The organism is Chloroflexota bacterium (genome assembly GCA_014360825.1).
GTDB lineage: Bacteria > Chloroflexota > Anaerolineae > UBA2200 > JACIWT01 > JACIWT01.
On the sequence record JACIWT010000006.1, the window covers coordinates 118,949 to 133,583 of the forward strand.

Consider the following 14,635-nt stretch of genomic DNA (forward strand, 5'->3'; position numbering starts at 1 on the left):
ATGGCATCGAATGGAGAGCGGCCAGAGATCCGGATCGGTACCTCCGGCTGGGTGTACCAACATTGGCGCAGCATCTTCTACCCAACGGAGTTGCCCAGCGCAAAATGGTTGGCCTTCTACGCCGACCATTTCCAGACCGTAGAATTGAATGCTAGTTTCTACCGCTTGCCGAGCGAGAACGCTTTCCGCGCCTGGGCGACTAGCGTGCCAGAGGGGTTCATTTTTGCCGTGAAGGCCAGTCGCTTTGTGACGCACGTAAAGAAACTGAAAGATGCAGGCGAAGCCATTGAGAACCTCCTCGTCCGAGCACGCCTGATGGGCCCCAAATTGGGCCCTATTTTGTACCAATTGCCGCCAGGATGGAACTGCAATCTAGAACGCCTGGCGGATTTCCTGGCTCTGCTGCCGACCGACCTACGCTATGCTTTTGAGTTCCGTAATAGCACATGGCTGACAGAACCCGTATATGAAACGCTCGAACGATATGGTGCTGCGCTGTGCATCATCAGCCTGCCCGAATATCCCCTGATCCTGCGCGCTACTGCGCCTTTTGTTTATATCCGTCTGCATGGAGCGCAGGCGCTCTACGGGAGCCGGTACAGTGACCGAGAGTTAGCCTGGTGGGCAGAGCAAATAGCCGCTTTCCGCGATGAGGGGCGTGACGTGTATGTCTATTTCAACAACGATGCCTTTGGCTACGCGGTAGAGAACGCTTTCACCTTGCGACGCGTGCTTGGAGAAGGTTGTTAGCCCCAAAGCCACAGCGCAAGCGGTTATGTTTAAACATAAATCTACCCTGAACTAGGTTAATGACTACTCACAACCCAGGATCAGGGTAGAAAGTCTCTATGGCTCTTTGAATTCCACAGCGCCGCTTTTGTTGCTCAGGGTCAATCCATCTTGACTATCACGCGGTAAGTATCCGGCCGTACCGCCAAATCCAAAGCCTCCTTGAGTTCTCTGAAAGGCATCACGGCCTCAATAGCAGGGCCTACGTTAACCATTCGCAGAGAGAGTAGTTTCGCTGCCACGCGTAGATCTTCGGGATCTTTCCCATTCGTGCCGGAGATGATGAACTCTTTGGAATGGATCTGATTGGGATCCAATTCTAAAGGGGTGGGCGGATAAGCAGCGGCAAAGAGAACGAAGCGACCGCCATAATCCAGCATCTTCATCGCTTGTTCGTTGACTTTGCCACTTCCGAACGCGGCGATGACGAAATTTGCCCCACGGCCTTCTGTAAGGGCTTTCACTTGTTCCACGGGGTCTTCTTCAGAGGCGTTGATCACCGCGTTGGCCCCCACTTCGCGGGCCTTCTCCAGGCGTTGCGCCATCAGTTCGCTGACGATGGTGCGGGCTCCATAGAGTTTCGCTACCATGAGGTTCAACAATCCCATTGCTCCGGCGCCGATGATCACAACGTCGTCGCCAAGTTTGATGTCCAGTTTTTTCATGCTGTGTATGACGCACGACAATGGTTCACCCAAAGCCAGTTCCTCAAATGGTACATCACCAGGGGCCCTGAACAGTTCATTTTCGTTCACTACTCTGTATTCGCTGAAACCCCACAGACCCGGCAACCCTTCATATTGGGATACATACTTGCCATACAAATCCCAGCCGTATTTGCACCTCTGGTTCCAGCCACGCCGGCAATAGTAGCAAGCCCCGCAATCGGAGCCCACACCCAAGACCACCTTATCACCTGGCTTGAAATCCTGGAGTACGGCCTCTCCTACCTCTACTATTTCGCCCGAAGCCTCGTGTCCCCCTATCATGGGGAAACCGAGCCCTGGAACTCTAGAGCCTTTCCACGTGCGTTGTTCCACTGTGCAAATAGCACAAGCCTTGATCTTGACCAACACTTGGTTAGGCTTGGGAGCCGGGCGAGCGATTTCTCGGAATTCCAATTCTCCTGGGGCGGTGAAAACCGCCACGGTCATTTTTTCTGTCATCCTTTCACCTCAGCAACTTAAGGGCTGCTTCCACAGAAGCATCTTCGTGCAGGATAGCAGCAATAGCCCTTGTGATTTTGTCGGGATGTTCGTGCTGCCACAAATTACGGCCCATAGCAACACCTGCACCCCCACCTTCAATAGCACCCTTGACGGTTTCTAATACGTCCTGATCACTTTCCATCTTCTCTCCGCCCAGGATTAGCACGGGCAAGCCAAGGCAGCTCTCTGTCACCATCCTAAAACTCTCCGGGGTGCCAGTGTAGGTCGTCTTGATGAAATCCGCTCCGTACTCAGCGCCAATGCGCGCTGCTAATGCAACATGTTTAGGGTCAGTACCTCGACCGCCGCCCTTGACGCGGACCAACATCTCCGCTAAAAGCGGCATGCCCCACTCTTGACATGCGCTACCTAGTTCGGCCAAATAGGGGAGATTCCCGGCTTCACCCTCGCCACAGTAACCCATGCAGATCACACCATCAGCGCCTATCCGCAGGGCATCTTCGACCGTGAACAGCAATTTCATGCCAGCGCTAAAGTCGCCGAGCGCAGTCACTCCGCCATCGACCCGTAGGATCAATCCGACGTGGTCGAGCAGGTCAGCACATTTATGGGCTGTGCCGAAACTTGTCGCAATCGCATCGGCTCCACCAGCTATCAATTTTTCAACAGCAACTCGCGGATCCACAAGGCCGGGCATTGGTCCCATGCCGCTGGCATGGTCCAGGACTGCTACTAATGCCCTTCCATCGGGTCTAAAAATCTTTCTTAATCTTGCTATTTTACCGCTCATCTTATGAAACTCCTTGTTTTAGATTGTATGGCAAGGAACACTTGCCTGAAGAGCAGCCCAACCTATTGCTGGGCTGCTCTCTTAGTGACACTGTGCCCGGCACTGCCCTTAGCCGATGAAAAGCTGACGCAGCAGCAACAGCGAAGTCTTGGCTTGCTCTGGTTCGATCGGTTTGCCAAGGATGCTGGCATTGTTGAAAAGCGGCAGAGGGATGGGATAGGCCCCCACCAGGCAGATGATCATCAGGACGACCATGACGAAGATGGCCGACTTGCCGCGACGCAGCAGCCAATAGGCGAAGAAGAAGATGAGCAATGGCAGTAGGCTGGGCATAATGGAATCCAGGATTTTCTGCAACTGGATAGGTGAGGTGCCGAAGAAAGATGGTGCCCAACGCACCTGCAGGTTGACGAGTTTCACCACCAAGCCGCCGACCACGAACTGCCCAACCACCGTGGCTGCCGTGGAGAGCTCAGCCAACAGGTTGCGCTGCTGCAGATCTTGCAGGGCACTCAAACCCCGACGGTAGCCGAAGCGCATGAAGTAGTAGGGGATGAGCAGATTGGAAAGCCCCAGCACCACTAGGACAGTGATGGGCGCCAACCACATCAGAGCCGTGTTGCCAGACTGTGCCCAGGAAGCAGTGATGGCCAGGATGATGGGAATGTAGGTGGCCCAGAACAGAGAGTCCCCTACCCCGGCGAAGGGCCCCATCATGGCCACTTTCACACCCTGAATGGCTGCTTCGTCTACCGGCTGGCCATTGGCCCGCTCCTCCTCCATGGACGCCAGCACACCGGGGATGATGGCTCCCAACCAGGGATTGGTGTTGTAGAAGACCATGTGACGCTTCAGCGCGGCGCTAATCTCTTCCTTGGTCTTGTAAAAGCGCCGGATCACAGGTACCATTGTCTGTGCGAAGCCCAGTCCGCCCAACACCTCCCACGAGGCCACCTGGAATAGGTTCCAGTGGCGCCAGTACATGGCCAGGATGTCCTCATCCGTCAACTTCAGTTCCCGTGCCGGTCGCGCAGGGGCCTCGCTGACCGCTGTTGTGGGCGCGCCCTCCTCTCTGCGGGTAGCCAACATATGCACCAATGCCAGGCCGACGCCAGCCAAAGCCAAGGCCAGCGGGTCAGGTTTGAGATAGATGGCTGCTACAATGCCCAAGAAGAGGTAGCCGATGAGACGGGTGCCCATCTGATAAAGCAGGAGGGCGAAGCCCAGAGCAGGAAGAACGCCGGCCAGGAAGCCCATGCCCTCCAAAACCCACCCGGCATTGGTCTGCAACCATTGGACGGCAGCCTGCACTGCGGGCACGCCAACGAACCCCCCAATGAACGCCGGGACTAGGTTCACTGCAATGCTAAATGAAGTAACTTGCCATGCCGTGTTCTGGATGTCCACTCCACGGAAGTCCCCTTCTTCGGCACGCCGTTTGGCAATGCCCAATGGAAGGTGGTTCCAGGAGAGAGCGGCCATCATGAGCGTCTGCGAGAGGATGGCTACGGGCATGACAAGGGCCAAAGCATCCGCCGTTTGGAGCCCAGCACGGATGACAAAGACGGTGGTCATGATGGTAGCCAAGTAGGGTTGCGGTGGGATTGAGGCTCCCACTACGAAAACGCCCAGGAACATCAATTCGATCACCGCGCCCACGGCTAGCCCTTCTAACGGCCGCCCCAGTAAGAGACCCACCAAGAAGGCAGTGGCTACCTGGCTTTTTGTCAGAGTGTTGCGAATAGCTGCCATAGCAGCCAGCCACCAGGCCAGAGTCTTGTTCTCTTTCTGCGAGAGAACAGGGATGAATTGGGGCAGCCAGTGAAAGATGATTTGCCAGCCGGCGGCAGCAAAGGCTGCTACCAAACCGCCATAGAAATCAAGTTGCTGCATGAGATTTCACTCCTTTCTTTCTACCTTAAAAATATGCAGACCCAAAACCCTGTATTACAATTACTTTTTGGCCTGTCTCACATCACCCCCTTTCCACAAACGTCGCTGCGAAGGAATCGTTGTCATACTTTTTCTAACAAAGTCGCCAAATCAACTCGATGATCGCGAGGGACGACGCGGACCTCCAATTTCACCCCGGCTTGCAACAATTCACGAAAAATCTGCACATCCTCTTCGGTTACCGCTATAGACTTAAAGATCTGTTTGCCTGGGCCGCCTTTGTGTTGGGTCATGCCCCCCACGTTGCCAACATTAATTTCCTTGATGTCCAGTCCAGCCCGCACCAAAGGCAGGACATCGCTGGGATATTTGCAGAGCACAAAGACCCTTTCCCTATCCCAAACCCCTGACTTTGCCACTTGGACGGTCTGCTCGGTTGTGAGGATCTCAGTGGGCATGCGCGGCGGCGCAGTGATATTGACGATTGTCCGCTGTAGTGGATCATTCGCCACTTCATCACTGCAAATGACGATGCGCGTGGCTCCCACATCGGCGATCCAAGCGGTGGTGATTTGTCCATGGATTAGGCGATCATCTATACGCACCAATACAATAGCCAATTGTCTGTTACCTCTTCACCAAAGTGATATATCTCGATATGCTCTATAAGTTATCAGAAACCTATTTTCTCAACTGCTGGCGCAGCAAAGTTCCCATATCTTGTATCCCCTCACGGCCGGCCCGTATGGCGTGAGTAGCCAGTTCCCTTACCTCCATACCTTCGCGCTGCATCAGTATCTCTAACAACATTGGCAAATTCACACCCGAGATACATTCAACGTCGCTCTCCGCCAAGTACCGTAGGGCAGCGTTGCAAGGGCTGCCTCCAAAAAGGTCCACCAGCACTAGTACTCCATCCACATCGTTCAGGCTTTTGATAGCCTCTGCTATCCTGGATGGCAAGGCTTCAATAGCATCATTAGCCTGTAACCCTAATGTCACCACTCTATCCTGTTTGCCACAGATCAATTCGGCTGATCGTAGCAATTCTTTTCCCAAATCGCCATGAGCGACAATAACAATGCCTATCATTTGTGCAGAACCCTCTCCCGCTTCCCCCGATGACTACCTCTCAGTTAAGACCCCAGTGGTGGCTCTGGCAAGTGTTGCTTCCCACGAGCCTGTCCCCACTGGACCACTACCACCCCCAATAACACCAACAGAATGCCCACGGCCATGAGTCCGTTGATGTGCTCTCCTAACAAAAACATTGCTGCTAGAGGGCCGGTCACTACCCCCAACCTACTAATGGAGGTAACCACCGCCCAAGGGCTGAGCGCCAAGGCCTGGGTGATTGCCAGTACCGACAGGGTATTGATCAGCCCGGCAAAAAAGAGGTCACGTACCACCTCTGGTGGTGAAGACCAATAAAGAGATAACTGTCCTTGGGCGGCCAATACAACAAACATAGATGTTATAGCCATCCCTGTACTCAACCACATGGCCACAAAGACGTCGGCTCCACGCCGGAGAGCATAAGTGAGCAATATACCCCCGACTGCGGCGCAGAACGCTTCGATTAGAGAGAAGATCACGGCACGAGACCAATATTCTGATACTGGTATGCCCCTTGCCTGGCCTTGCATGAGTATAAAAACCCCTGCCGTAGTCACGACCATGCCGACGAGCATTTCCCAATTAAACACTTCTCCCAACACCAGGTAGGCAAGCAGCCCCCCAAAGATGGCTGAGGTCGAGCTAATGGGTGTGGTAATGGTTACCCCTCCCCATTTGAGGGATTCGAAATGCAACGAATTGCCCACAGAAAAAATGAGCAGCGCCTGTACCAGGATAGCGGTGATGGATTTCCACCCCAAGAACCCGTTTGACCCTGGAATTAGCTGGGCCCTGCGGTGCTGCGTCATCAGTATCACTATTAGAGTTATGAAAAATGTTGGCAGAGCCCGCAGCGTAACAGCGATAGAGCGCTCTCCCTGTCCCGTAGCCTGGCGTACTAACAGGTTGATCATGGTATAGCATACCACAGAGACAAGAGCCCATACCTCTCCCCGCTTAGAGGCCTTTGATAGAAGGGACCTCTGAGTCGTCGCTATATCTTGTTGGTTTATGGCCGCCTCCGTTGTCATATCCCGTACATACGGGATGGTTCTGCAAGTTACTACTATATTCTTAGATCATCGGCTACGTCTTTCAGGCCTAGATTCTCTAGGGTCCGGCGGATAGGCACGCCTCGGATGTCGAGGCCACGAGCGTGGTAATACGCCGCTAACAAATCGTCGAAGGGTGTATCGGCAGGCAACTGGGCAACCACACGCGGCGGCAAGGTGTCGGCCTCACTACCGATGCCGCAATGGCGCATATTGAAAGCCCGTCTGAGATGCCAGATTCGGCTGCCAATCTGATATATGTCATCTTGCACATAATTGTGCCCGGTAACAGCAGTGAGCACCTCAGCTACCCTCTTATCAGAAAGCGGTCCCACTGTAAAGTGACAGAAAACGGCAGAGGCGTTGATCAAAGCCCTATCCACCGAACGGGCGATAAGCGCCGCCCGCTCCTTTAGACTCACCTCATCATGTACAGTGCCGCCCTCGTTATGCGAGGCCCCACGAGCACCGGTGGCGTACGAGATCTCTAAGCCACGCATAGCCCGGGGATGATGCATAGCGAGTTCCAGTCCCTTGACCTGTATAGCAAAAACTTCACTACCCCCGCCAACCTGCTTAGCCGCAGCGCGGCTGCCATAGGATAGAATGTTGCCGATGCCCCGGCGATAAGCAATGCGCTCTATCAGTTCCAGGAGTACTTGTCCGTCGCCCCAACGCAACTCTAGACCATCCGTATCTTCTTTGCTCAAAATGCCGCGCTCATAAGCCTCAATGGCCCAGGCAACGGTACCGCCACACGAAATAGTGTCTATACCATATCGATTACAGAGTTCATTCGCTTTGCAAAGCACCCGTGGATCGTCAATCATCAGCATAGCACCAAGAGAGCCCACGGTCTCGTATTCAGGGCCAGCGCTCTTGGACACTTGCCAGGCGGACTCGTCCACCTGCACTATTCGCCTACATGCGATAGGACAGCGGTAGCAACTCGTCCGTCCCACCACTAGGCCAGCATTTTCCATAGCCTGTCCGCTTATCTTTTCGCCCTGCTCCCGCCACTCGATTGCCTCAACATTCCAATTTTTTACCGGCACGTCGTTTAGATCCAGTGCCAATCCCATCCCCCAGGCTGTCCCGCCAGTGCGCAAGGTGTGGACCCAAGCGTCATTTTTATAGGAGGAGATAAGTGCCCCACGCAATTCGGCTAGCGACCCGGGGTCAGCGACTGCCACCTCCCCATCGCCTTCAGCAATCAAGGCTTTCAGACGTTTGGCGCCCAGAACTGCGCCTAAGCCGCAGCGCGCAGCAGTATCGCTACCACGATGATGGATGCCAGAAATGTGCACCAGATTTTCGCCTGCGGGGCCAATGCTGGCTATCTGGCTGCGCTGCCCGTGAGTTTTCTTCAACACTCGCTCGGTCTCATAGGTATCAAGTCCCCAAAGAGGGGAGGCATCGTGCAGGGTAATACCGTCGTTGGTAACTTTGAGGTAGACCGGTTTCTCCGAAGCTCCATATATAAGGAGACCGTCGTAACCCGCAGCCTTCAAAGCCTGGCCAAAATAGCCTCCCATACTGGACTCGCCCCATACACCTGTAAGCGGTGAACGCGAGCAGAAACTAACCCTACCAACACCAGGGAAAGGTGTCCCAGTTACTGGACCGGTCATCACTGCCACAATGTTGTTCGGCGATAATGGATCGGTGCCCGGGGGTAAACGATCGTACAACAGCCGAGCCGCCAGTCCTGCCCCTCCGAGATAACGACCGCACAAAGTCTCATCTAACTGCAAGGAACTAATATTGCCTGTGGAGAGGTTGACTTCCCCTATTTTCCCGATCCAACCAGTCAATCCCATCTACCCTATTCTCCCTTATAGACTCTGCTTCGGGATTTCTTCTAAGAGTGTTTGCTTGCCATCTCTCTCTATTTGAAAAGACCAACGCGAAAGGTCCAAAGTGAGAAACAGTTGGAAGTGATCAGCACGGTAAGCACTCTTGGAAAGTTCGATTATCTCGCCGCTGTCTAGGTAAGTCTTGCGCTCCAAGATTAGAACAGGTGTAACACCAGGGAGTTGCAGGTATTCCATCTCTCGTGCACTGCTCAATCCGGCCTTGATGACCTGTTCCGCCCTTATGGGGCGCAAGCCGTATTCATCGTGGACAATTTCCAGCGGTGCTTTGGCAAGAAGGTCATGGTTCAGAAAGCCAGGGCATAGGCGGTGGGGGATATAAACGGTTTGAAAAGCAATGGGTTCCCCCCGCACCGAGCGTAATCGCTCGAGTACAATCAATTCTTCGGCACGAGTGAGTCCAAGGGCCACCATTAGATCAGCAGTAGCCTGTATCAACTTCGCGTTAATGATGGAGGAGGAGAGAGTACCACGCACTGGGCTTGTCTCCTCACTGTAACCCGTGAGAGTGAAAGAGAGTTCCAATCTAGGATTTGATTCAGCGACAAAAATCCCTTTGCCCGGTTGCGTGTACACGAGGCCTTCCTGGGCAAGAATATTGATGGCCTGACGTACCGTCATGCGACTGATGCCAAACTCTTTGCATAACTCCCGTTCGGAGGGAAGTTTATCATGGGGACGGAGTTTGCCGTGGGCGATACGCGATGCTATCACAGTTTTGAGTTGCAGATACAAGGGCACCGGGCCATTTGGCTTTAGGCTCATACAACCTCCCCGTAGTGATCCGCACTCTCGCTGACTTTCAAGTAATAACTGGTATATACCAGTACATACCAATTATAGCACTACTTCGGTCCCTTGTCAAGTATCCGCATAGTGAATGATAGGTGTATATTATGTAAATCCAAAAATCCGCGGACTTGCATCCTCTTCCACACCGGTCGTTAACTCTGTTTGGCCAGAGACTTCCTGAAATACCACAGCAAGACTGCCACCACTTGACTGCCGCCCGGAGCAAAATAAAAACCCGCACGATCTCCAGGGACTTGGTGCTTTCCAAAATGCCAGCATCTCATTATAATGAAAATGGACTATCTGCTGAAGGGAGAAACCGCACGTGAGCCGGGTAATGGATTACTACATTCCCCCACAAACGCCAATCTCGCTCCCTGCAATCAGCCTGCACAGTCTAGATCATCTGCCAACAGCCGAGTTGGCCCGCGCCTGTATCGCGTCTTACACCCGTGAGGGTGATCTTGTGCTGGATCCATTCTCCCGGTCGAGTGCGATATTATGTGAAGCGATTTCCCAGAAGCGCCGGGGCATTGCCATCAGTTTCAACCCACTGGATGCTCTATTGACAAGTATTCATTTCGTGAGGTGGACTGCTCCAGAACGGGATGCAGCACTGACACGCATTGGCGATGTGCCCAAACACGACCGTTCCCTGCGCGATCATCTCACCAATCTTTATCGCTCCCAATGTGCACAGTGTGGGGCAGAGGTCGTCGCTGATTATTTTGTCTGGGATCGGGATTCCAATACACTGATCAGCGTTCACTACGCTTGCCCCCACTGTGGGCCAAATCAGTCTGCCCCGGCGACCTCTTTCGACTTGCACGTCGCTAATGAGGTGGATCTGCATGGTTTGCATTACCACTATGTCTTGGAGCGGCTGGCTCCAACGGACGAGACTGAACATAAACAGGCCGAGTGGTTACTCGGGCTTTACACGGCACGCAATTTGTACGCGCTCGCCAACCTGGCCATGAAGGTAGAGGGGTTGTTTGTGGATTCGCCTTCCCTGCCAGCCCTGCAATACGCGTTGCTCTACGCTTTAGCAACGGGTGGCAAATGGAACCCGCCACCAGAAGAGGCCAAACCGGGCTTACCTCTCCGCCTTCATCCCCCTAAGCGCTTTGCAGAATACAATGTCTGGCAACTCTTTGAGCGATTTGGCCGCGGGTTGATATTAGATGGCATACCCAGCGCCCGACTGGCAGATTCACCAAGTGCTCTTATCTCGTCAGATCTTTTCACACACCCTTGGGGGGATGAACGTCCCAATGTCTTTGCAGGGAATATGACCGTCCGCCGATTGGCAGAGACTTTGCCGCCAGCGAGTGTAAGCCTCATCCTGACGAATCCACCCCAGCCAGATCCTGTAGGCTGGCCGCTCTCTTTCCTCTGGAGTGCATGGATATATGGACGCAAAGCAGCGTCCAACCTTCGCCCTATTAGCACACAGCGACTCCGGGACTGGACATGGTTCACCCAAGCCCTACACGCGAGTTTCGAGAACTTACGCCAACTGCTCCGCCCTGATGGCGTGCTTGTATTGGCCTTCAGTGCCAATCTCCTGGCAGTATCGGAGGCTGTGCTCCTCGCTGCTGCTGGGGCATCACTGAGCCTGCGCGGGTTCAATTACCACCCAAATGAACCAACTGTTCCCCGCAAACCATGGTCGGGCACGCCGGGCTGCTATACGCTCACCTTTGTACCGGCAACAAAGCGTTCCAGTGCTCCTCAGGAGGCTAACCGCTTAGGGTTGCAAGTGCGAAAACGGGCTCTTTCAGCCGCGCGGGAAATCCTATGCCAGCGTGGGGAGCCCGCGGTATTCAATTGGTTGCACAATGCTGCATGGAATAATTTGTTCGAAGCAGGATTACTCAGCGATATCTGGCAAGTTAAAACGCTGGAGACACCTCCACGTCTATTTCTCCGCCAGCGAGTCCGGGCGGCATTGGAGCGAGGACTGAAACACCATTTAATACAAATTCCAACCGAAGAAGGGGCCGAAACGTGCACATGGTGGTTACAAAAGCCTCCTCCACAATGGCAATTGCTGTCAGATCGAGTAGAAGAGGCGGTATTGGAGGTGCTAACGTCGGCCAGGGACCGCACTGACTGGGGCGTTAGGGCTGCGATTTACTCTCGCTTCCCCGGGCTACTTACGCCAGAACCCGAACTGGTGCAAGTCTGCCTGACTTCTTACGGGCAACAAGGGGAAGATGGCAAATGGCAACTCTGCGCTGATGATGAACCATCCGCTCGCCAAGCACAATTTGAAGGGGCCCTGCGAGCGTTAGAGCAGGCTGCGCAGGACTTGGGTTTCCACGTCTGGTTTTCTCCCGTGCTGCAGAGGGACAGCCCGAGCCTCAAAGATTTGGAGTTATCTGGCATCGAGGGCTTGGATGTAGCATGGTATCGGGGAAATGCAGTGGAATTTGGTTTTCTCATCCAGGACACAGCCCAAGTGATCCGTGCGCTCACAATCACGCCCCAAGTAAACAAGCGTTTCTGGGTAATTCCGGAGCGAAGAATCGGCCTGCTTGGCTATAAAATGCGTCGTTTGCCATCATTTTCGAAAGCACTGATGGCTGCAGGATGGACCGTTGTCCGATTTGAATGGTTAGTGGGCTGGGCGGCAAGTGGATTCCCCGTTGAGAGTTGGGACCGACTTATGGGAACCGGCGAGCCGAAGGTGGGCCGGGCACAAAAAGCCTTGCTCTGATCCGTCAGAGTTCGATTTTTGGACAAATCCTATGAATTCGGCTACAATTTATAGTAGAGTATTGGCGATAGTGTGCTGAGCGGTTCGGAGGATAGAGAGAACAGGAGATTAGGCAGAGAGGGTCAAAGAGCATGTCTGCACTGAACGATTTATATGCAGAAATAGCGGCCTGCCAGAAATGCGGATTGGCTAAGGGGCGTACACACACGGTGCCCGGAGAGGGGCCGAAAAACGCCACGTTGATGTTCATCGGCGAGGCACCTGGCTTCCACGAAGATCGACAAGGGCGTCCGTTTGTTGGCGCCGCGGGGGAGTTCTTGGAAGAACTACTCTCCTCCATTGGGTTGCGCCGAGAAGAAGTGTATATCTGCAACGTTATCAAATGTCGGCCTCCCAACAACCGTGATCCTTTATTCACTGAGATCGAGGCATGTCGCCCCTATCTGGACCGACAAATCGAACTAATAAATCCACGGGTTATCATCACGCTGGGCCGCTTTTCCATGGCTAGATTTTTCCCCCAAAGCAACATTTCGAAAATCCACGGTCAGCCCAAGAAAGTTGGAAACAGGGTCATCATTCCTGTATATCACCCAGCCGCTGCCTTGCACCAATCACGCTATAAAGCAGATATCGAGCGCGATTTCCTTAAGATACCGCAGATCATCCAGGATTTAGATGCAGTGGATGAAAGCACCGCTCAGGAGAAACCAGAACAATTGAGCCTATTCTGATATTATGTTAGGCGTTATCAGCTTTCTTTTTGACAGGCGTGAGTGAGGAGGTTCGCCTTTGCATAAAGACAAGGTACGGATCATCCCCTTGGGTGGCGTAGGCCAGATCGGAAAGAACATGACGGTTATTGAATACGAGGACCAGTTGCTCGTCATAGACGCGGGGGTGATGTTCCCAGAAAATGAGATGCTCGGGGTGGACATCGTCATACCTGACATGACTTATGTTATAGAGCGCAAGGACAAGGTCCGGGCTATCATCCTCACCCATGGACACGAGGACCACATTGGCGCTTTGCCTTATCTCGTCGAACATGTGAAGGCCCCGATGTATGCCACACGATTGACTCAAGGGCTCGCGGAAGTGAAGTTGCGCGAACATCACGTGCGTGACGCGGAATTCCACGTGGTGAGCCCAGATGATGTACTGGCATTGAAACCTTTTCGCATCGAATTCTTTCACGTTAGTCACAGCATACCAGATGGCGTTGGATTAGCAATCCGCACCCCAGTGGGCCTGATTGTACACTCGGGCGACTTCAAATTCGACCATAGCCCGGTGGATGGCCGCTTAACCGATTTCGCCAAACTGGCAGACTTAGGGCGGCGAGGGACGCTCGTGTTGTTGTCGGATAGCACCAATGCTGAAACGCCCGGCTACACACCTTCTGAGCGAGAGATCGCAAGGACCTTTGACGACATCTTCAACCGAGCCAAGGGGCGCGTGATTGTTGCTACTTTTGCTTCTAACATTTCCCGCATACAACAGGTCTTGGATACAGCGCGAAGGTATAACCGGCGCGTTGCTGTGGTGGGCCGCAGCATGGTGAACAACGTTCGCATTGCAGAGGAATTGGGGTATCTAAAAGCGCCCAACGGTGTACTCGTAAACGTCGAGGAGGTCAACCGTTTGCCACCTCGTCAGGCGGCAGTAGTATGCACTGGGAGCCAGGGCGAGCCCACATCAGCGCTGGTGCGAATGTCAATGAACACCTTCCCAGCGGTCAACTTGGTGCCTGGGGATACTGTGGTAGTCTCAGCCACTCCAATCCCTGGCAACGAGGAATTGATCAACCGCACGCTGAACAATCTTTTCCGCCTCGGAGCAAATGTGTATTACGACGAGTTACTGGATGTGCATGTATCCGGCCATGCCAGCCAGGAAGAGCTCAAGATGATGATCAGTCTAGTGCGGCCGCGATACTTTGTTCCCATTCATGGCGAATACCGTCATTTGGTGTTACACGCGCAATTGGCTGAACAAGTGGGCATAAGCCCTGATCATATCTTTATCTTGGAGTGTGGTGATGTCTTAGAGGTCAGCCCCGACGAAGCGAAGATAACAGGCCGCGTCTCAGAAGAGCAGGTGTTAGTGGATGGCCTGGGGGTAGGGGATGTCGGCCGCACCGTGCTTGAAGACCGGCGGATATTATCAAGGAACGGCTTCATCGTGGCAGTTGTGGCTATAGCAAAGGATAGTGGGCGTATAGTATCGGGCCCCGAGATTATTTCGCGCGGCTTCGTTTACATACCCGAAGCGGAAGACCTGTTGGCGGGGGCCAAAGCGTTGGTCGAGCAGGCTGTGGCCAAGGGTGGGGGCGCCGATGCTATCGGCCAGCGCGTGAGAGAGTGGCTGTCCAAATATGCATATGAGGAAATTAAGCGCCGCCCTATTGTTATTCCAGTTGTGATGGAAGTGTAATC

12 protein-coding genes are annotated in these 14,635 nt (G+C 53.7%); 4 read left to right on the forward strand and 8 right to left on the reverse strand.

Features of this window, described 5'->3' with window-relative positions:
* Positions 1-750, forward strand: coding sequence for a DUF72 domain-containing protein (locus H5T64_05740; protein ID MBC7263848.1), 750 nt, complete (start codon positions 1-3; stop codon positions 748-750).
* 140 nt (positions 751-890) lie between these two features.
* Here H5T64_05740 and H5T64_05745 read toward each other — a convergent pair whose 3' ends face one another.
* From H5T64_05745 to H5T64_05780, 8 genes are all read right to left on the reverse strand, one after another.
* Positions 891-1,955: a zinc-binding dehydrogenase gene (locus H5T64_05745; GenBank protein ID MBC7263849.1), complete on the reverse strand. Its 1,065-nt coding sequence runs from the start codon at positions 1,953-1,955 to the stop codon at positions 891-893.
* 4 nt (positions 1,956-1,959) lie between these two features.
* Positions 1,960-2,748, reverse strand: a complete 789-nt coding sequence (locus H5T64_05750) for a hypothetical protein (GenBank protein MBC7263850.1) — start codon at positions 2,746-2,748, stop codon at positions 1,960-1,962.
* Positions 2,749-2,856: 108 nt separating this feature from the next.
* Entirely contained in the window at positions 2,857-4,641 is a 1,785-nt protein-coding gene (locus H5T64_05755) for a PTS system mannose/fructose/sorbose family transporter subunit IID (GenBank protein MBC7263851.1), read from the reverse strand.
* A 122-nt stretch (positions 4,642-4,763) separates the two neighbouring features.
* Entirely contained in the window at positions 4,764-5,261 is a 498-nt protein-coding gene (locus H5T64_05760; GenBank protein ID MBC7263852.1) for a PTS sugar transporter subunit IIB, read from the reverse strand.
* A gap of 61 nt (positions 5,262-5,322) precedes the next feature.
* A complete protein-coding gene (locus H5T64_05765) occupies positions 5,323-5,733 on the reverse strand; it encodes a PTS sugar transporter subunit IIA (GenBank protein MBC7263853.1) in 411 nt (136 codons plus the stop codon).
* Between the two features lie 44 nt (positions 5,734-5,777).
* Entirely contained in the window at positions 5,778-6,686 is a 909-nt protein-coding gene (locus tag H5T64_05770; GenBank protein ID MBC7263854.1) for a DMT family transporter, read from the reverse strand.
* A 137-nt stretch (positions 6,687-6,823) separates the two neighbouring features.
* Positions 6,824-8,629: an aldehyde ferredoxin oxidoreductase family protein gene (locus tag H5T64_05775; GenBank protein MBC7263855.1), complete on the reverse strand. Its 1,806-nt coding sequence runs from the start codon at positions 8,627-8,629 to the stop codon at positions 6,824-6,826.
* 15 nt (positions 8,630-8,644) lie between these two features.
* On the reverse strand, positions 8,645-9,448 hold the full coding sequence (locus tag H5T64_05780) for a GntR family transcriptional regulator (GenBank protein MBC7263856.1): 804 nt from the start codon (positions 9,446-9,448) through the stop codon (positions 8,645-8,647).
* A 352-nt stretch (positions 9,449-9,800) separates the two neighbouring features.
* Here H5T64_05780 and H5T64_05785 point away from each other — a divergent pair, with 352 nt between their 5' ends.
* From H5T64_05785 to H5T64_05795, 3 genes are all read left to right on the forward strand, one after another.
* Entirely contained in the window at positions 9,801-12,197 is a 2,397-nt protein-coding gene (locus tag H5T64_05785) for a hypothetical protein (protein MBC7263857.1), read from the forward strand.
* A 131-nt stretch (positions 12,198-12,328) separates the two neighbouring features.
* Positions 12,329-12,931 (forward strand): uracil-DNA glycosylase, encoded by a 603-nt coding sequence (locus H5T64_05790; protein ID MBC7263858.1) that lies wholly within the window; start codon positions 12,329-12,331, stop codon positions 12,929-12,931.
* Positions 12,932-12,989: 58 nt separating this feature from the next.
* Positions 12,990-14,633 carry a ribonuclease J gene (locus tag H5T64_05795; GenBank protein MBC7263859.1) on the forward strand — a complete coding sequence of 548 codons (1,644 nt, stop codon included), beginning with the start codon at positions 12,990-12,992 and terminating at the stop codon, positions 14,631-14,633.
* The last annotated feature ends 2 nt before the right edge of the window (positions 14,634-14,635 follow it).